This window comes from Terasakiella brassicae, from assembly GCF_014641495.1.
Lineage (GTDB): Bacteria > Pseudomonadota > Alphaproteobacteria > Rhodospirillales > Terasakiellaceae > Terasakiella > Terasakiella brassicae.
Map to the genome: position 1 here is coordinate 143,978 of NZ_BMHV01000004.1, position 18,821 is coordinate 162,798.

Annotated in this window: 20 protein-coding genes; 11 read left to right on the plus strand and 9 right to left on the minus strand. The window is 47.1% G+C overall.

Annotated features, from left to right (window positions below):
* Positions 1-16: 16 nt before the first annotated feature.
* The 3 genes from IEW74_RS03825 (at position 17) to speE (ending at position 4,866) form a co-directional block, all read left to right on the plus strand.
* Positions 17-3,358, plus strand: coding sequence for a tetratricopeptide repeat protein (locus IEW74_RS03825; protein WP_188661781.1), 3,342 nt, complete (start codon positions 17-19; stop codon positions 3,356-3,358).
* Positions 3,359-3,535: 177 nt separating this feature from the next.
* The gene (gene speD / locus IEW74_RS03830) at positions 3,536-4,024 is read left to right on the plus strand and encodes an adenosylmethionine decarboxylase (protein ID WP_188661783.1); all 489 of its coding nucleotides are present in this window, start codon (positions 3,536-3,538) and stop codon (positions 4,022-4,024) included.
* On the plus strand, positions 4,021-4,866 hold the full coding sequence (speE, locus tag IEW74_RS03835) for a polyamine aminopropyltransferase (protein WP_188661786.1): 846 nt from the start codon (positions 4,021-4,023) through the stop codon (positions 4,864-4,866). Before speD ends, speE begins: the two co-directional genes overlap by 4 nt.
* A 65-nt stretch (positions 4,867-4,931) precedes the next feature.
* Here the strand turns inward: speE and fliP are convergent, their stop codons facing one another.
* Genes fliP through IEW74_RS03855 form a run of 4 tightly spaced genes read right to left on the minus strand, consistent with a single transcriptional unit; the run spans position 4,932 to position 6,786 of the window.
* Complete coding sequence (gene fliP / locus IEW74_RS03840) at positions 4,932-5,723, minus strand: flagellar type III secretion system pore protein FliP (protein WP_188661789.1); 792 nt, start codon at positions 5,721-5,723, stop codon at positions 4,932-4,934.
* The gene (locus IEW74_RS03845; RefSeq protein ID WP_188661791.1) at positions 5,720-6,064 is read right to left on the minus strand and encodes a FliO/MopB family protein; all 345 of its coding nucleotides are present in this window, start codon (positions 6,062-6,064) and stop codon (positions 5,720-5,722) included. Before IEW74_RS03845 ends, fliP begins: the two co-directional genes overlap by 4 nt.
* A gap of 25 nt (positions 6,065-6,089) precedes the next feature.
* Entirely contained in the window at positions 6,090-6,422 is a 333-nt protein-coding gene (locus IEW74_RS03850; protein WP_188661793.1) for a hypothetical protein, read from the minus strand.
* Complete coding sequence (locus tag IEW74_RS03855) at positions 6,415-6,786, minus strand: EscU/YscU/HrcU family type III secretion system export apparatus switch protein (RefSeq protein WP_188661795.1); 372 nt, start codon at positions 6,784-6,786, stop codon at positions 6,415-6,417. Before IEW74_RS03855 ends, IEW74_RS03850 begins: the two co-directional genes overlap by 8 nt.
* Before the next feature lie 229 nt (positions 6,787-7,015).
* Between IEW74_RS03855 and flgB the strand changes: the two genes are divergently transcribed.
* Genes flgB through IEW74_RS03890 form a run of 7 tightly spaced genes read left to right on the plus strand, consistent with a single transcriptional unit; the run spans position 7,016 to position 12,856 of the window.
* The gene (gene flgB, locus IEW74_RS03860; RefSeq protein ID WP_188661797.1) at positions 7,016-7,417 is read left to right on the plus strand and encodes a flagellar basal body rod protein FlgB; all 402 of its coding nucleotides are present in this window, start codon (positions 7,016-7,018) and stop codon (positions 7,415-7,417) included.
* A 53-nt stretch (positions 7,418-7,470) separates the two neighbouring features.
* Entirely contained in the window at positions 7,471-7,884 is a 414-nt protein-coding gene (flgC, locus tag IEW74_RS03865) for a flagellar basal body rod protein FlgC (protein ID WP_188661799.1), read from the plus strand.
* A gap of 24 nt (positions 7,885-7,908) precedes the next feature.
* Positions 7,909-8,226: a flagellar hook-basal body complex protein FliE gene (fliE, locus tag IEW74_RS03870; protein ID WP_229734227.1), complete on the plus strand. Its 318-nt coding sequence runs from the start codon at positions 7,909-7,911 to the stop codon at positions 8,224-8,226.
* 13 nt (positions 8,227-8,239) lie between these two features.
* The gene (fliQ, locus tag IEW74_RS03875; protein WP_188661802.1) at positions 8,240-8,506 is read left to right on the plus strand and encodes a flagellar biosynthesis protein FliQ; all 267 of its coding nucleotides are present in this window, start codon (positions 8,240-8,242) and stop codon (positions 8,504-8,506) included.
* 12 nt (positions 8,507-8,518) lie between these two features.
* Positions 8,519-9,280, plus strand: coding sequence for a flagellar biosynthetic protein FliR (locus IEW74_RS03880; RefSeq protein WP_188661804.1), 762 nt, complete (start codon positions 8,519-8,521; stop codon positions 9,278-9,280).
* A gap of 19 nt (positions 9,281-9,299) precedes the next feature.
* Positions 9,300-10,367: a flagellar biosynthesis protein FlhB gene (gene flhB / locus IEW74_RS03885; RefSeq protein WP_188661806.1), complete on the plus strand. Its 1,068-nt coding sequence runs from the start codon at positions 9,300-9,302 to the stop codon at positions 10,365-10,367.
* A complete protein-coding gene (locus IEW74_RS03890) occupies positions 10,367-12,856 on the plus strand; it encodes a hybrid sensor histidine kinase/response regulator (RefSeq protein WP_188661808.1) in 2,490 nt (829 codons plus the stop codon). Before flhB ends, IEW74_RS03890 begins: the two co-directional genes overlap by 1 nt.
* Positions 12,857-13,019: 163 nt before the next feature.
* Here the strand turns inward: IEW74_RS03890 and IEW74_RS03895 are convergent, their stop codons facing one another.
* The 3 genes from IEW74_RS03895 to IEW74_RS17570 form a co-directional block, all read right to left on the minus strand.
* The gene (locus IEW74_RS03895; protein ID WP_188661811.1) at positions 13,020-14,726 is read right to left on the minus strand and encodes an ATP-binding protein; all 1,707 of its coding nucleotides are present in this window, start codon (positions 14,724-14,726) and stop codon (positions 13,020-13,022) included.
* Positions 14,727-14,772: 46 nt separating this feature from the next.
* Complete coding sequence (locus tag IEW74_RS03900) at positions 14,773-15,915, minus strand: DNA cytosine methyltransferase (protein ID WP_188661813.1); 1,143 nt, start codon at positions 15,913-15,915, stop codon at positions 14,773-14,775.
* A gap of 94 nt (positions 15,916-16,009) precedes the next feature.
* Complete coding sequence (locus IEW74_RS17570) at positions 16,010-16,234, minus strand: DUF6471 domain-containing protein (protein ID WP_373283776.1); 225 nt, start codon at positions 16,232-16,234, stop codon at positions 16,010-16,012.
* Positions 16,235-16,346: 112 nt separating this feature from the next.
* Here IEW74_RS17570 and IEW74_RS03905 point away from each other — a divergent pair, with 112 nt between their 5' ends.
* Positions 16,347-17,342, plus strand: coding sequence for an IS1595 family transposase (locus IEW74_RS03905; RefSeq protein WP_188661815.1), 996 nt, complete (start codon positions 16,347-16,349; stop codon positions 17,340-17,342).
* A gap of 3 nt (positions 17,343-17,345) precedes the next feature.
* Here IEW74_RS03905 and IEW74_RS03910 read toward each other — a convergent pair whose 3' ends face one another.
* A complete protein-coding gene (locus IEW74_RS03910; RefSeq protein WP_188661817.1) occupies positions 17,346-18,107 on the minus strand; it encodes a hypothetical protein in 762 nt (253 codons plus the stop codon).
* 102 nt (positions 18,108-18,209) lie between these two features.
* Complete coding sequence (locus IEW74_RS03915; protein WP_188661819.1) at positions 18,210-18,656, minus strand: hypothetical protein; 447 nt, start codon at positions 18,654-18,656, stop codon at positions 18,210-18,212.
* Positions 18,657-18,821: the final 165 nt, after the last annotated feature.

Below are 18,821 nucleotides of genomic sequence, written 5' to 3' on the forward strand. Positions count from 1 at the left end.
AGCCATTTTGGCGTTTATGATCGGCATATTTGCCCTCAGCGGACAAGTCTGGGCCGAACGTATTGCCGTGCGTGCCGGTGCGCATCCCGGTTATGGGCGGATGGTCTTTAAATGGTCTTTGCCGGTTCGTTACGAAGCCAATATTGAAAATGGCGTTTTGAATCTGAGTTTTGGCGAACCTGCCGAAACCTCCTATAATGAAGTCCGTCGAAATCTGAAGAAATATATTTCCAATGTAACGCCGTCTAATGGCGGGCGTAATGTGACGATCAATCTGACGGGCGATTACGGTTTACGTCATTTCTATACTGGCAGTTATCTGGTTGTTGATGTTTTGGGCGAACCCGCCCCGGCACAACCCGCTCCCAAACAGACGAGTGCGCCTGTACCACGTGCGGCGAGCCCCGCTCCAGCCCCGACACCTGCACCTGTGCAAGCGACACCTGTTCAAACGCAAGCTTCTGTCGTTCCGGCAAATGGGCCGTCCATTCGTGTACGCAAAGGTGAAAAGGGAACTTATACCCGGATCGTGTTCGACTGGGCGAAAAAGGTTGGCTATACGATCGGGGACTATCAGGGGAAAACCGTTGTACAGTTCAATGAACCTGCACAGTATGACTTGTCACGTGCCCAACGTGGATTAACGGGGCAGGTACGCGGCATTCGCCAAAATGGCAATGATGTCGAACTGGACGTGACGGCAGGGGCACGGATTAAAGATTTTTATGTCGGGACAAAAGTTGTTGTGGATGTGTATCCCGATAATTTGGCCAACAAGCCACAAGCCCCGACAGCAGAAGAAGCAACGCAGGTTGCAACAGCGCCCGCACCGCCCCCTGCACCCGCACCGGAACCTACAAAACCGCAAGCGATCCAGCAACCTGCTCCTGTTGCAGAGCCTACTGTCGAAGCACCCGCGAAGGCCCCTGCACCGCGTGCGGCTCCGGTGGAAAAAGTCACCGCACCGCAGGCACTGGATGAACCTGCAACCGATGGCACGTCTGCTTTGGCAGCCGCGTTTTCTTTACGCTTTGAATTTGGCGAACCCGTGGCAGCGGCAGCGTTTCGTCGTGGCGGTTCGGTCTGGCTGGTGTTTGACAAGCAAACCCAGCAGGATTTGAACGCATTGAAGACGGCCTCAAACGGTGGAATTTCCCAAATTGAACAAATTGCCATTCCTCGTGCCACTGTTTTACGTATGGTAACAGCCGAAGGGTTTAATCCGCGACCCAAGCGCGAAGGTTTAGCATGGGTGTTTGAGTTTGGGAAATTGCCGTTGTTGGCGACACAAGAAATTGAAGTTCAGCCACAACCTCATTCACCAGCAGGTTCGCGCCTGTTTATGTCTGTCCAGGAAGGTGGCTTGCCAGTGCCTGTGCAAGACCCTGTGATCGGGGATAATCTGGTCGTTGTTCCGGTGATCCCATTGGGGCATGGTGTGAATACGGCGCGAAATTATCCTCAGTTTGAATTGTTAGCCAGTGCGCAAGGGGCGGTTTATCGCCCACTGAGTGACGATTTACGTATTCGCACGCTGAAATCCGGTATTGAAATGACATCTACCGCCAGCTTGAAATTGTCTGATACAGGCACAAAGGCTGTGGCACAGGCAAAACTGGGCGGGTTGCGCGGCGTTAGCCGTCTGTTTGATTTTGACAAATGGAAAATCGGCAGTATCGATCATTACCGTGTCAACCGTCAGGACCTTGAAAAAGCGGTTGCCGGTCTGAAAGGACCGCGCCGTGATATCGCCCGTACAAAATTGGCGCAATATTATCTTGCCCATGCAATGGGGCCGGAAGCGTTGGGCGTTTTGAACGTGATGGCAAAATCTAATCCTGAAAAAGAAAAAGATCCTGAATTCAGGGCGATGCGCGGGGTTGCCCGTTATGTGATGGGCCGACTGGACGAGGCAGCAAAAGATCTTGAGGGAGATGAAGTTGCTGCCAAGGATGAAGGCGCGTTCTGGCAAGCGGCCGTGACGGCTGCCGGGGGCGATTTCAGTGAAAGCGCGTTTGCTTTGAAACGTCTGGGTGGTGTGATCCGAAATTATCCGCCCCGTCTTAAATTCCCGCTTGCTTTGTTGTTGACAGAAGCGGCCTTGTCGACCGGCGATGTCCGTCAGGCTGAATCCTACCTTGAAGTGCTTGAGTCAGAACAATTGAATAACCGTCAGGTTGATGCGGTAAAATATCTGCGCGGACGCAGCAAAGAAATCAGCGGTGATCCTGACGGGGCCGTGGTGATGTATGAGCAGGTCGAAAATGGCAATCACCGCCCATCGCGGGCACGTGTAGCCCTGTCCAAGTCCGAGTTGTTATATAAAAACGAACGGATTGATGCCAAGCAGTTGATTGAGGCATTGGAGAAACTGCGTTTTGCATGGCGCGGGGATGATTTTGAATTCAAGCTGCTGCGGCGTTTAGGCGATCTGTACGTTCAGACCGGAAATTACCGCGATGGCTTGCGCACCTTACGTCAAGCGGCAACCTATTTCCGTGAACATCCGCAGGCCGAAGCCGTGACACAGGAAATGATCCGTATCTTTGAAGAATTGTATCTCGAAAGCAAGGCGGATGAGTTACCGCCAGTGACGGCGATTGCCCTTTATGATGAATTCCGCGAATTGACGCCAGCCGGGGAAAAAGGGGACGAGATGATCCGCAAGTTGGCCGATCGTCTGGCAGCGGTAGATCTTCTACGTGAAGCGGCAGAATTATTGGAAAATCAGGTGCAGTTCCGTTTAAGCGGTCAGAAAAAGGCACAAGTCGGGACACGTTTGGCCGTGGTGTATTTAGCCGCAAACAATCCAGAACGTGCCATTCGTGCACTTAAGAAAAGTGCCCAACCCACCATGACAGCGGAAGAGATTGTTCAACGTCGTCATCTGGAAGCGCGTGCCCTGATTGATATGGGAAAAACGGATCAGGCCTTGAAATTGCTGGATGATGCCGAAGATGAAACGGTTGCTGCTGATATTTTGCGCTCAGAAGTGTACTGGAACGCATCCGATTGGCGTAATTCCGCTGTGACCATTAAACGTCTGGCGTTGGCGAAGGGGGCGCGCCGTGCCAAGCCGCTGGATGAAGAACAGGCCCGGTTGATTTTGAATTTGGCGGTTGCTTACACGTTGGGGGCAAATGAACGTGGTGTGGCGCGTATTCGTGCCGATTACGGCGCGGCGATGGAACAAACGACTCTGCGTGATGCTTTCCGTCTGATTGCATCGCGTGAAAATGCAGGCATGCTGGATCCGCGCACCATTACCCAATTGGTGAAACCGGCGGAAAACTTCTCCAGCTTTATGACGGAATATCAGGAACGGCTGAAAGCAGGGCAACTCAGTGCCATCAATTGATCCAATGACTTGGCGTATGTTGTCTCTGAAAAACGTAAAAGCAACGCTGTTTCAAAAAAAATTAATAATGTTGAAAATTTCACTTGTGTTTGCCTCTAATCTCAGGCAAACACTGCGTCCTTATCCGCATATAAGTTTTTGCGGATCATCTATCTACTGGTTTGGAAAGGGTTTGGAATGGCCAAGACTGCTGCTCTTGCCGAACTGGGGATGGACTCGGTACAAGTACCGGGCGAGACCCAGATCCGCGAAAATGTTGATCAACAATCCGGTTTTGCTGTGATTGAAAACAACAAAGACTATTTCATCGAACGCAATGGTATCCGCTACGCAGGCACACACCTGTTGATTGATTTATGGGGTGCCAGCAAGTTGGATGATATCAATTTGATCGAACGTACCTTGCGTGCGGGTGCTGATGAGGCCGGTGCAACAATTTTGCACTGTCATTTGCACCACTTTGAACCTAACGGTGGCGTGTCCGGCGTTTTGGTTTTGGCTGAGTCTCATATTTCGATCCATACATGGCCGGAAGCGTCTTTTGCGGCGCTTGATGTCTTTATGTGTGGCGATTGTGATCCGCATAAGGCAATTCCGTTCTTACAGGATGCCTTCAGCCCGAACCGTATTGACGTGGACGAGCAACTGCGGGGCAAGGACGTATGAGCCGCTGGATTGGCGAAACGCTCTATCCGTTCTATCAGCAACGCTTCAGCGCAACGGAAGTTCTGTTTGAAGAAAAAACAGAACATCAGGACCTTGTGATTTTCGAGAACGACTTTTTTGGTCGTGTCATGTTGTTGGACGGGGTGACCCAAACAACCGATCGTGACGAGTTCGTGTATCACGAGATGATCGCTCACGTGCCGATTTTTGCTCATGGCAATGCGAAAAAAGTATTGATCATCGGCGGCGGCGATGGCGGTGTGTTGCGCGAAGTGCTGCGTCATAAAAACGTTGAATGCACGATGGTGGAAATTGATGCCTCTGTGGTGGAAATGTCCAAAAAATATTTCCCGGAACATAGCGATGGCGCATTTGATGATCCACGGTGCAATCTGGTTATCGCGGACGGCTTGAAATTCGTTAAGGAAACGCAAGATCGTTTTGACGTGATCATTGTCGATTCAACCGACCCGATCGGTCCGGGGGAAGTTCTGTTCACCAGCGAATTTTACAGTGATTGCCATGATTGCCTGACACAGGGCGGTATCCTTGTGACGCAAAACGGTGTGCCGTTTTTCCAAGAAGACGAAGTGACAACCACACAAGGCCGTATGGCCCCTCATTTTAAAGATATGTCTTTTTATGTGGTGGCGGTGCCGACCTATATCGGTGGTTTTATGACTTTGGCTTGGGCAACGGATGATGTGAACAAGCGTCAACAATCCATTGCGGACATTCAGGCGCGTTTTGATCAAGCCGGTTTTGAGACCAACTATTACACACCGGGTGTGCATGTCGGGGCGTTTTCATTGCCGCGTTATATCGAAAAGCTACTGAAATAAAATAAAGTTTCAGAGAACTGCATTTTTAAAAGCGGCACTTTCATTTAATGAAGTGCCGCTTTTTTTCATTCCAATATACCTGTGCCGAAACTTTTCACCAGCGAGCCGACCAGCATATACCAGCCATCGACCAGCACGAAGAAGATGATCTTGAAGGGCAGGGCGATAATAACCGGGGGTAGCATCATCATCCCCATAGACATAAGTACCGAGGCAACGATCATATCGATGACAAGGAAGGGGATAAACAACAGGAAACCGATTTCAAAGGCGCGGCGGATTTCAGAAATCATAAAGGCGGGGATCAGTGCCTTTAAGGGGACATCGTCGGCTTTAACATTTATGTCTGCTTTGGCAATTCCCATAAACAGGTCCAAATCCTTGCTGCGCACATGCTGCATCATAAATCGTTGAAAGGGTTGGACCGTTTTTTCAAATGCGGTGATTTCTTCAAGGTCGCCATCCATATAGGGTTTAATCCCTTGTTGGTAGGCGGCGTCAAAGGTCGGCATCATAATGAAAAAGGTTAAAAAAAGTGCAAGCGATACCATCACCTGGTTGGGAGGAGCTTGCTGCGTTCCCATCGCGGTTCGCAGGAAACCGAAAACGATAATCAGGCGGGTGAACGATGTCACCATAATCAGGATGCTGGGGGCCAGCGACAGCACGGTTGTCAGGGCGATCAACTGGATGATGCGCGATGTGGTGCTTTCAGGACCACCAACATTCGGGTCGCCGAAATCCAGCGTGAAGCTTTGGGCAAGAACATCGGAATTGAAGACGGCTAAAATCATAAAGCTCAAGCCAAAGAAAAGGCTACCGCTTAGGGAGAGTTTCAAGATTTGTTTTTTTGTCATTGCGGGTCCCCTTCATCCATCTTGTTTTTATCGGTGATGTGTGATGTTGCGGCAAGATGTTCGCTGAAGTTGAAGGCGTCTTCCATGATGTTTGTTTCAACAACCAGATCGTTTGTACCGCCGATAACCAGAAGGTGTTCGCGGCCATCACGTTTGACAAGGACGAGGCGGCGTTTACCATCTATCGGCATGATTTCAGAAATGCTCAGGCGTTTTTTAGCTGTTCTTGGTGCGTGGCGATAGCCCATACCATAACGTTTGGCAATAAATGCCAAAATGCCAATGAGCGAGATAACAAAGGCCAGCGCGAACACAAATCGCAAATAATCGGAGATATCCATCGTTTATATCTGTGCCTTGTCTATCTTATGTTTCATTGTCATCGTCACTGATTTCCTGCGCCATAAGAGGATTGACACGTCCGCCGCTGAACTTCAAGCGTTCTGTTAATTCGTCATGCTGAAGGTTGACGTCTTTTTCCAGACGTTCCAATGCCTCAAACAAGGTGTTCAGGTCTGTAAGGTACGTGCGCGCTTCGGCCTGCGGGCGTTTTTGGATATCTTGGCACAGGTGGTTGATGTGGCCTTGAAGGGCTGCGATATCCACCATTTTTCCATCATAGATCAAACGTTCGGCCGTCTCGATAAAAGAGAGGATCTGTTCAATTTTGTTCTTAATATCACGCACCGTTTCAGTCATTACGTTTTTTCGGTTTTTGGGTTGAAGAGGGATTATTTTGTGGTTTTTCAAGGGGAACGTCAATGCCGGGCATCGGTTGACGATTGGCCTGATAGACATAGGTCAAAATCTCTGCAACGGCACTGAAAGCCTCGACCGGAATTTCACGCCCCACATCCAGAAGACTGAGGATTTGTGCAAGGTCGGCATCTTCGCGTACTTTAACGCCCTCATCAAAGGCGATCTGCAAAATTTGCTCTGCAACGGCGCCGCGCCCAGACGCCACAATTTCCGGTGCCTTGCCTTCAACACCTTCATAGGAGAGGGCAACCGCAATCTGATCGGGCTTAACAGGTTTTGCAGGTTTGTTTTTGGGCTCGTTCACGGCGGGGTCCAATGGTAGTTTCTAACGAGAATATCTTATTTCAAACTGTTTTAAAAAACCTTAAGGCAAGTGTTTGCATAAAAAGGCTGACATAAGGCTTTACTATTTGTTAATATGGGTGTTGCATAGTAGAACTGTGCCCCTAGGTATTATTTGCGGGCATGGTTTGACGATGTGCTGATTTTTGTTCTTGGGAGGTCGAGGGCATAATTCAGGTTAGGAGTTCGAAATGGACTTAGGCAAAATGTCGTTGTTCGCTGTTTTGAAAAAGCGAATGGACTACATTGGTAACAGGCAGGAAGTGTTGGCAGAAAATATTGCCAATGCGGATACGCCTAAATATATCGCCAAGGATTTGAAGCCGTTCAATTTTAAAGATTTGATGCGGCGTCAGGCGATGCATGTCAGCCCGGTTGGTACCGACTCGAAACATATCGGGACGGAGCCTGCGCGTATGCGCGAATATGCGGTGGATGATCCCAAGCCTTATGAATCGACGATTAACGGCAACCAGGTTGTTCTGGAAGAACAGATGACCAAGATGTCGGAGTCGCAAGTCGATCACGAACTGACCACGGAAGTTTACAAAAAGAATATGCGGCTTTTCAAAATTGCTTTAGGCAAGCAGTAAGTTGTTTTTTGTTTTTCTGTTGGATGAGAGTCAAAGAGGTATAGAGGTTCACAATGGATGACCTATTTAAAAGTATGCGGATTTCCACGGCTGGTATGAAAGTACAGGGGGCACGTTTGCGGGTCATTTCCGAGAACGTTGCCAACGCGGATTCCTTGCCAACGAAGCCGGGCGAAATCCCCTATCGTCGTAAAAAAATCCTGTTTAAAAACGAACTTGATAAAGAGATGGACGTGAACCTTGTGCATGTTCATAAGGTCAAGGAAGACAGTAAAGCGAATTTTAAGAAATTTTTTGATCCGGCACATCCGGCAGCGGACGAAAATGGGTATGTTCTACGTCCCAATGTCAGTTCGTTGATTGAAATGATGGATATGCGCGAGGCACAACGTTCCTATGAAGCGAACGTGAATACGATTAAGGCCAGTAAAAAGATGCTGCAACAAAGCATCGGTATTTTGCGTTAAGGTTTGGAGAAGGACAAAAGGTAAATGGCTGACAATATGATGGCATCTGCGGCGGCTGCCTATGCCCGCCAGGCTGACTCGATCAACAAACTTCCGTCATTGAACGAGACGAAAGAAACTGGTGGTGAAGATTTTTCCGACCTGTTGAAACAGGCGGTTCGTGAAGCGGCCGATATCGGTTATAGAAGTGAAACCATGTCTTTGAAAGCGGCGGCAGGTCAAGCCGATGTCAACGAGGTTGTGACAGCGGTTGCAGAGGCCGAAGTGACCCTGCAGGCGGTAACCACGGTGCGTGATAAGGTGATCCAAGCCTATCAAGAAATTATAAAAATGCCGATTTAAGTGATTTGATGAGATGAACGAAATTGGGGTTATAGAAATTGGACGTGAGGCATTCTGGATGATCCTGATCACAGGTGGCCCCATTTTGATGGCCGGCTTGGTCATCGGTCTGTTGATTGCATTGTTTCAGGCCTTAACGTCCATTCAGGAAATGACGCTTGTTTTTGTTCCCAAGATTATTGTGATCTTTGTCGCGTTGGTGTTGATGTTGCCTTATATGATTAATCACATGACGGATTTTGGGGAAGAAATTTTTGACAAGATCATCGCCCTTGGATAAAGGGCATTTTTTATGTTAAGCGACATCTTTACTTTTAATATTTTTCATTTCGGATTGATTTTTGCGCGTATGAGCGGTGCATTTATTGTGATGCCCGGGATCAGCGCGAGTTTTGTGCCCGTACGCATTCGTTTGTTATTTGCTTTGATGTTGGCGCTTATACTTGTCCCTGTTGTGTCCCATAATTTCCCTCCTTTTCCTATTCATCCGCTGGAACTGCTAATGTTGTTGGGGGGGGAAATCTTAATCGGTTTTTTCTTCGGGGCGTTGATGATGATTATGCTGAGTGCAATGCAGGTTTTGGGGATGATTATTGCCTTTGTTGCATCGCTGTCCAACGCCTTTTCTTTTGATGCGGTTTCGCAATCACAAAGTTCAGTTATTTCAACTTTTTTTGTTAATCTTGCTATGGTTACCATTTTCGTAACTGATCTGCATCACTTGATGTTATCTGCCGTGGTGGATAGTTATACTTTGTTTGCGCCCGGGCAGTTGCCGCCTATTGGTGATTTTGCGGAATTTATGTCACGAACAGTGGCGGGGTCTTTTAAGATTGGTGTTGAATTGGCAGCACCTTTTATCCTGTTATCGTTTGGTTTTCAGCTTGCTATGGGTTTGATCAGTCGATTAAACCCGCAATTCCAGATTTATTTCGTTGCCATGCCTGCGCAGATTATGGTGACGATTGTTATGCTGACGTTTACAATTTCAGCCATTATGATGGTATTCTTGCAGTATTATCAAAAAGGCCTCATCGGTTTTTTGGAACCATAAGGGGCGTTGAGAGGATCGCATGGCTGAAGAAGACGACGCTTCAAAAACAGAAGAGCCAACGGACAAAAAACTATCCAAGGCACGCGAAGAAGGTCAGGTTTCGCAATCTCAGGAGATTAAAAGCTGGGCCTCCTTTTTTGCTGCAGCCATTTTCGTTCTGTTTTTAGGGCCGTTCTTTGCCAAAAGTGTTGTCGAGCCGATTGTTTATTTTTGGCGTGACGGCTATCAATTGTCTCTGGACCGTAATTCTTTGAGCGTGATGTTTGAACGGTTGGTCGGAGATATGGGCTTGCGGGTTTTGCCGCTGCTGTTTGTTTTTATGCTGACGGCTGTGATGTCCGGCATTTTCCAAACGGGCCTTATTTGGGCACCTAAAAAAATACAACCCAAACTGTCCAACCTTTCTTTAAAAAAAGGTTTGAAAAAAGTTGCCTCGACACGAGCAGTGGTTGAGCTGATTAAAACAATTTTCAAAATGACCCTGGTCGGTGGTGCGGCTTTTTTGGTTGTTCTGCCGATTTACATGAATGTAGAACTGCTGCCTGAACATGATATCTTCGCGCTCTTATCCTTAATGTATGATGTTGCTGTTTACATTCTGATTTCGGTTACCGCTTTAATGACGCTGATTGCGGGAATGGATTTTGCCTATCAACGTTATACGTTTATGAAGCAAATGCGAATGACGAAGCAGGAAGTCAAAGACGAACATAAACAGTCCGAAGGGGACCCGCAGGTCAAAGCCAAAATCCGCCAACTCCGGATGGAGCGGGCACGCCAACGTATGATGACAGCCGTTCCGACAGCGGATGTCATCGTGACAAACCCGACTCATTACGCCTGTGCCCTGGAATATAAACAAGACTTAATGGCGGCCCCTAAATTGGTGGCGAAAGGCATGGATAATCTTGCCTTTCGTATCCGTGAAGTTGCCGAAGAACACGAGGTGCCGATCGTTGAAAACCCACCCTTGGCGCGTGCCCTTTACGCGTCTGTTGAAATTGATCAGGAAATCCCGGCGGAACATTACGCCGCTGTGGCCGAGGTCATCGGCTATGTCATGCGTCTGAAGGGGCAGATGAATTGATGCTGGCGCTGTCTTTTTCCATGCGATTACATCGTCGATTAAAACGTGTCGTCCGTCAACCCATCAGCTGGGCCGTTGTGGGATGGGTGGCGTTTTTGGTGACGATAATCAATCATTTTTTGCTTCAGGCAGACAGTATGGTGACATATGTCAGTCTGGTCATCGGGATTGGTTGTATGGGCATGTTTGGCTGGGCGGTGGGCTCGGCCGGAAATGCCGGGGCGTTTGGTGATCTGTTGCGCCAAGCCATTGATGTTTTACCCGAGGCCCGATTAATCACGGCGCGTGATGGCTCCACCGTCTATGCCAATCCGGGCTTTAAACGACTGATGCCGATTATGCCGGGAAAACCGGAAATCACAGGTATGGTGGATTTACTGGACGGTGAAGGCGCACAGGCGGAATTTAAGCGTCTGCGCGGGAATGCCCGTAATGGCGTTGGTGATTATTGTGAAGTCCCGGTCCGTTTAAGTGACGGTAGCCGCGAATGGCGGCGGATTTCTGTGACACCATTGGGAAAACCTGTGGGCTTTACGTTGTGGTTGGTGCGTGATGTCAGTGCACGGCGCGAAATGGAAACAGCGCAACGCAAAGAATTTCGCCAAATGTTCGATTTCCTCGATAATTTACCGGTGGGTTTTTTCAGTTCCGACCAACAAGGGCGCTTTCGATTTGTCAATCAAACCTTGGGCGATTGGCTGGGGGTCTCACCGGAAATGGTACGTGCAACCGGATTGGGCTTGGCGGACTTTGTTCTGGATTTACGCGATGGTCCCAATGGGGTGATGAGCTTGAAAGGCGCAGATGGTCGCCCCTTTGACGTTTATGTCCGTCAAACCGAACTCTATGACGATCAAGGTAATTTTGTCCATAACCGTTGCCTTGTATTGCGCGATGGGATTGAACAGGGCCAAGTCGCCCAACACAGACCGGAACGTAGCTCAAGCAAAGCCTCGCTCGGCTATGATCCGCGTGTGCGTTGGTTGTTTAAGGAAGCACCGGTCGGCATTGCCGTGCTGGATCTGGAACGTAATGTTGTGGATTGTAACCGCGCTTTCCTTAAAATGCTGGGTCGCCATCAGGATGCGATTGTCGGTCGTTCGCTTTTTGATCAGATCAAGTCTGAATATCACGACGATGCGAGCCGACAGCTCGGCAAAGTCGCGATGGGGACAATGGCTGCTGTGCGCTTTGACGTGCAAATGCCGACAGCGCGTGCGCGTATGCTGACGGTCAGTGTGTTTGCAGGCCACATGGAAGATGAAACCGGGCAAATCAGCGGCCTTGTCTTGCACTTTATCGATGCGACGGAACAACGGGATCTGGAACTGCAATTTACACAAGCTCAAAAAATGCAGGCCATCGGTCAACTGGCCGGTGGGGTTGCGCATGACTTCAATAACGTTTTGACTGCGTTGACGGGCTTTTGTGAAATTTTGCTGGAACGCCACCCCAAGGGCGACCCGGACCATCAGGAACTGCAACAAATTTATCAAAGCGGAAACCGGGCAACGGATCTGGTGCGTCAATTACTCGCTTTTTCACGCAAGCAGACTTTGCGGCCGAAAATTGTCGATATTTCAGAAGTTATTTCCGATCTTTCAGCCATGCTGAACCGTTCGTTGGGGGAAACGGTTGTCTTGCGTATTGATCATGGGCGCGACCTGAAACAAATCCGTGTGGATACGGGGCAACTGGAACAAGTCATTGTCAATTTGGCGGTGAATGCCGGGCATGCGATGAATGGGGACGGCGAGGTAATGATCCGTACCAATAATGCGCTTGTCCACGACCCGGTGGAACAAGCCCACGATATTATGCCGCCGGGATCCTACGTTTGTATCGAGGTTTCCGATACAGGTTGCGGGATTGCACCGGAAAACCTGACCAAGATTTTTGAGCCTTTCTTTACAACCAAGGATGTGGACAAAGGAACGGGTCTTGGCCTATCGACCGTTTACGGGATTGTCCGTCAAACCGATGGCTATATCTTCGTTGACAGCGTGGTTGGCAAGGGAACGACCTTCTCGATCTATTTCCCGGCAGTGGAGGAAGAGGCGGTTGCGAAGAAAGTGGAGAAAAAACAACCGGACCTGTTTGACCATGCCGATTTGACCGGGACCGCAACCATCTTGCTGGTTGAAGATGAAGACCCGGTCCGCCTGTTTGGCGCACGTGCCCTAAGCGCCAAGGGATACGAAGTGATCGAAGCGCCCAGTGGCGATGCAGCGTGGGATATCTTTAAATCTCAAGCCAATAAGATTGACCTGATTATTACTGATGTGGTTATGCCCGGCATGAAGGGCCCGGACCTCGTTGAACTGGTCCGGGCGAGCCAACCGGATATGAAAGTTATTTTCATGTCCGGATATGCCGAAGACGTAATCCCCGACGGGATCGAAAATGACCCGACGATCCATTTCCTACCCAAGCCCTTCAAGCTCAAAGACCTCGCCTATAAAGTCAAAGAAGTCTTGGGTGAGGCTTAGGTGTGTTCGGTATTATGTAGCAAACACACCTAAACCAAATTAGAAGGAATTGTTGCTCCAGAGAATGAGACTTGATATGGTTCACATACAAGAGAGAGGCGTCTTGCCCTTTCCTGTTCGGAGTTTAGAGGAAGATCATCGTGTGAGCGGTGATCTTCTTTTTTTATGACTGTCTCAAAATAAGTGTTTCGATCAAAAATGATAAAAGATTATATGTATCTGTTCTAACCGTCTTAACTTTTCCACTGTCAGTTAAATCACCTTCGTGAACTACACCATTCATGTGTTTTAGATGACTTTTGAAGTTCCCTAAGCCTCTTTTGCAATCACGAAGATGATCTTCATAGAAGATTATTTCTTCATTTGCTGTCATCCAATCTAACAAGTTGGCTAAGGTTGGCTTGAAGTTCTTTTTAGCGGCTTCAGAAAAGGTTCTCCCTTGCTTTTCCTGCTCGTCAATCACCATCTTCTTTACTGCGCCATAATACCCTTCTTGGCGAATACGAACAGTAACAGCCCGTTCAAATACAGTGCGATATAACATGAGGCATGCATAAGGGTGCTTAATTTGAATATTTTGAGCTTCGTGAATTAACGCACTTAACTTCTTATCATTAAGCAACACATTCATTGCTGGAAGCAAAGTGTCCCAATTTTCATTGTGATCCTGTGATGATGTCGTAGGTTTTGTCGCTGTTGCTGTAGGTTTGGGTGGGATCTTTATAGGGGCCGAAGTAGGCCCATTTTTGCCACCTTTCCCGCCTTTCGGACCCGGACGAGTTGGGGAAGATGCTGGTTGACCATATTTAAAGTTTCGGTTTGTTGAGCGATAAGTATCAGAGAGCGCCTTTAACGCCTTTGCAGCTTCTCTTTGTGATACTTTCTCTAAACTAATATCTGTTTTTTTGCTGTCCCAAGGAAGTAGGTCTGCATCATCCGAAGTAAAGAAAACCCACCCTAAAATTCCATTGTATTCACTATGCCAAGTAGACGTCCAACCCACTTTAACTGTACGGTCTGCTGTTAATACAATTCGATCATTGCACACTACATACCAACCACATTCTGGGATTACATCGCTATTTGCCCGTTGAGACCAACCTTCTTCTCCCTTGAAGATATATTTCTCATGTGCGCCGATTTGAACATTTACATCAACACCATTTGATGTTCTGAACTGAGTTCCACCTTTTAATTCTTTAACATCCTCTCTTATTTGAGGGCCAAACTCAGGAATAACGTATTTCCCCACTTGAATTTTCAAACCTTTTCGAATGCAGAGGCCATAAACCCGACGAATTCGATCAATTAGCTTGTTGTACCACTCTTTATCTTCGAGGTCGTAAGCCGCGTCCAAAGTTAACCTATCAATGATGAATTTGTTTGACCTTTTCCCAGAAGAAATCGTTCGATCCGCAAATAGAGTCGTTTCATTTTCTTCTAAGTCTGATTTATTAAAATGTAAGGAAAAGGCTTCTTCACCATTATCAGTTATAAGCGTACCTTCATTACCTAACTTCCAGAATGCACGGATTAAGCCTACTCCATAAATGCCGATACTAAAGTTCTGATTGTGTCTCGCACCTAACCGAAAAGCTGTACCCTCAAGTAGATTTGTTTCCATCCCCCGACAATTATCTTCAATGATAATTTTATCATCGTCTAACGACAGCTTAATTTCATAACCTTCATACGTTTCTGGTAAACCATTCACCATGGCTTTTTTCTTATCGACAATATCTCTCCGTGCTGCATCAATTGAGTTATCAATCAAATCTAAAAGAGAATCTGTCGTAGAGATATCTGAGGTCAAGGCATTGAAAACGAACTTACGTTCCATGCCGAAATCGACGGGCAGTTGGTCTGACACTATGCAACATCCAGAAAAATTAATTACTGGATAACAAGCTATAAGGTTACGCTGCGCATTGCAACTTTAAGGAGTCGATTTTGCTAAGAATTTGTTTTAGGAGAAATTCTGAGACTTTTGGCGATACACTATTGCCGATCATTCGGAAGCTTGTCCATTTAGTATGGTGGAATGCAAACCAATCAGGGAAACCCTGTAATCGTGCTGCTTCACGTACAGTAATCACCCGGCCTTCATCTGGGTGAATTGGACGAACAGCTTGATGACTTCCTTTTTCAGCACCAGTACCAGCACGTAGAGTTGGACATAGTCCGTCCCATTTCAGCTTTGTACTTTTGCTGACAGGATCAACCTTACCCGGAATTAAGGCCGCATATCGGGCTGCAACTTTCTCTGTATGAATTGTAGTTTCATGGCCCGAACTATAACGATCCATCAATCTATCAACTGACACGTCCCATCCCATATTTTTGGGTGGCAATTTACGAGCGGCTCTCGCGTACTCAGACAGAGATTTTAGCTCTATACTTGGATATTTTGCCCACGAATAATCGCCCTTTTTCCTAGAAGACAGGACTGGCATCGGTAAATCAGCGATCGCATCTTTGACTGTTATAGGCTTAATGTCAGATGTTGGCAAGAAATCCGCTAATGATAGTGCATCCATTTTGTTTGGGTTGTATCCAACAACGATTACCCGTGTTCTTGTAGTAGGTGCTCCATAATCAGAAGCTTTAATGATCATCGGATCTAAGACACGGAACCTTGGAGTAATCTGTTGGATAGCACTCATTAAAACATCAACTGTTCCTTCATCCAACAAGCCTTCAACGTTCTCCATAATGAAGAACTTCGGATCAAGCAAAGCAACTTGCCTAAAGAAATGTCCAATTAATGAGTTTCTTGGGTCTTCTGCGTCCCTTTTGCCAATACGACTAAAACCTTGGCAAGGTGGGCCACCAATTACACCATCAGGTTTGCGATCTCTTAATAGGAAACGCCATGCAGAATTTTCAAGTTTTCCAATATCAGCTTGAATGGCTTGTGTCTGGGGAAAGTTAAGACGATAAGCTGATTGCAGGGTTTCATCAATATCAACGGCTACACGACAATCAAAACCTGCCAATTTAGCACCTAACCCAAATCCTCCGCAGCCGGAGAATAAATCTACAATTATAGGCTTATCCATGATGAGTTATTCCATCCAGTATACTACAATAGATTGATTCTAACAGAATGAATTATGAAAAGCGATCGTTAATTTTAGATGAATTTGGGCAATTTTATATGTCTTCCAAATGTATATTGCTACTGCCTATGGCATGTAGCACCTGAAGCATAAAAGTCGCGCTGAAACTGCCCCGTGCGATCTTGTTACTTATGTTCTGGGGGCTTTCGTCTATTCCCAGTGCTTTCAAGCGCTCTGACACTTCTACGTAGTTCAAATCTTTGCGCGTTATCTCCGTTCTGAGCAACGTTTTAGCGTATTGCTTCCAGTCTTGGCCCATTAGTTCATCCCTTAAAAATATGATTAATCACTATATATGATGATTTTTCATTTGACAAGGTGGCCTGCAGTGGAGATAATTCATCATATTTGATGATTAATGATGAAAAACGATGAGCCAACACTTTCTCCTCTCTTCTAAAGCAAAGACGTTATCCGTCGCCAAGGTGGCGCGGATGGCGGAAGAAGAGGCGTATGAGTTGTTCAAAGAGGTTCGTTGGTCCGTTAATGATGGCGATCCAGTTTGTCCTCATTGTGGTTCGGTTGAATGCTGGACATTCAAAAGTCGTCGTATCTTCAAATGCAAACATTGCAATAAGCAATTCTCAGTCACCAGCGGTACAATCTTTTCTGGTCGTAAATTGCAGCACCGTGATTATCTGCTGGCCATTGCGATCTTTGTAAACTCCTGTAAAGGCGTGTCTGCGCTGCAACTGTCTCGCGATCTGGGCATCCAATATAAAACAGCCTTCGTTCTGGCGCACAAACTGCGAGAAGTAACTGGTGATGAAATGCAGGATGCGGTTCTGACGGGTGAAGTCGAAGTGGATGGCGCTTACTTTGGCGGCTATCTCAAACCTCGCAACTGGAAAGAAAACCGTGTCGACCGTCGTTTGCGTCGTCACCAGAACGGCAAGCGCCGCTGTGTCTTTGCGATAAGAGAACGCGAAGGTCGCGTTGTTCCCGTCGTTATCAAGTCTGAGACTTCGGAAGCCGTCACAACGGCCATTCGCAAACATATCGACAGCCAAGCCAGCATTCACGCAGACGAAAACGCTGCATATGATGCTTTGCATGCGCAATACCAGATGTTCCGCATCAATCACTCTCGCGTTTATAGCGATGGCGAAGCTTGCACCAATGGGGCTGAGGGTTGGTTTTCCCGTCTGCGTCGTGCCGAGATCGGGCAGCATCACCATATCGCTGGCAAATACCTTCATTCCTATGCCAATGAAATGGCCTATAAAGAAAACCGTCGTCGCCAAGACAACGGCTCTTTGTTTGGTGATCTTCTGTTTAAATCTCTAAACCGTCCAATGTCACGCAATTGGGCCGGATACTGGCAAGGTAACAACCAACCGGGCGAAGTTTTGCTGTACCCGCACTAAACCTTATTTAACGCGATCTAGCGCTTCACGATCAAAAATTGCCCGAGCTTTCCAATAATCATTTCTAGTGATTTTGTTTCCCATACCGTCAATGATCATTTGGGCACGTTTCAGGTGGTCGTTCGTCCCTATTCTAGCCAAATCCGTCGTAAGCTTGAGGTCTGGGCGTTGAGCGTCTTTTGCAAGGAACTGTTGCGCTTCTTTTAGTTTGTCACTGACCTCTACCGTAAAGAACGGCATGAGGACCATGTCAAACCATGCCTGAGAGCTTACACTGTCATCTGTTTCTTTCTTCAACATCATAAACGGCATTTGGTTTTTGATGTTCAAATGACCTATGTACTTAACTTCACCGGGGGCAATGTCAAAACTCATATAGGTATAGTCCTGCGTACCGATATCCATCCCTTCGTGTCTGGGGTAGCTTTGAATTTGACCGTTTCCAACTGCTAAACCAAGCCAGATTTGAGCTAAATGGTAAGTCCCAGGATCAACAACAGTGGCACTATAGTAAGATTTACCATAGTACTCGCTTAACCAAGCTCTAAATTGAGAATTTGGAGAACGAGTAATATCTTTATCTTTGGCAAACCTTAAGTCACTGATTTGCTCACCACTCATTACAACAACAGCTTTCTTTGGCGGTATTTGATCGTAGAGGCGCAATGGCGCCTTCTGTAATTCGCTGTGGGCCATGTAAGCGATACCACCAGCACAGGCATTTAACATAAAAAGCAAAGCCACTGATGCGATAATTCTAATCATTGTTTCTATTCCTTGTTTTCTCGACTTAGAGCGTCGAAAATTTATACATTAACGAGAACATGTACAATCATTAATTGCCGAAATGACGTTGTCTTTATGGTACTAACCTACGCGATCCAACTCCCATAAGGCCATGCTCTTTGGCCCTATGGACGCAATGCGTTTTACCGTGCCTTGTGACTGTAGGCGATCAATGGTGCCTTCTACGCGCTTCTTAAGGTTCTCTCTGTCGTTTGTATCCAACGGAACAATCAGCTTATCACTGAGCATTGCCGTAATATCAGACACGGTAAGCGGCTTTCTGGAATCTCTGAGGATTTCCAGTGTCATTTTGTTGGTGTCGCCGTTCTTAAGGCCGGGAATGCGTTTGACCTTTTTCTTAGGCTTTATTTGGCTTATCGGGTAGTGAGGATCAAAAATCTTAATTGTAGAAGCGATATGCGCCAAGTCGCCTTCCAAGGTGCGAACCTGCTTACGCATCTCGTCAAGCTCACCAGCCAGTTCGGAATATTTGGAAATCAAACCAGAAAGAACAAAGGAATTAGACATGAAAAAGCCTCACCACTTATTACGTGAGGCCATTTTACTGAAATGGTTCAATTAAATCTGGGTGTGTTTGCTACATAATACCGGGTGTGTTTGCTACATAATACCGGAGCGATTCGTTCCGGTATTTGCGATTCGGTTGGAACTTTAAGAGAACATAGTTTATAA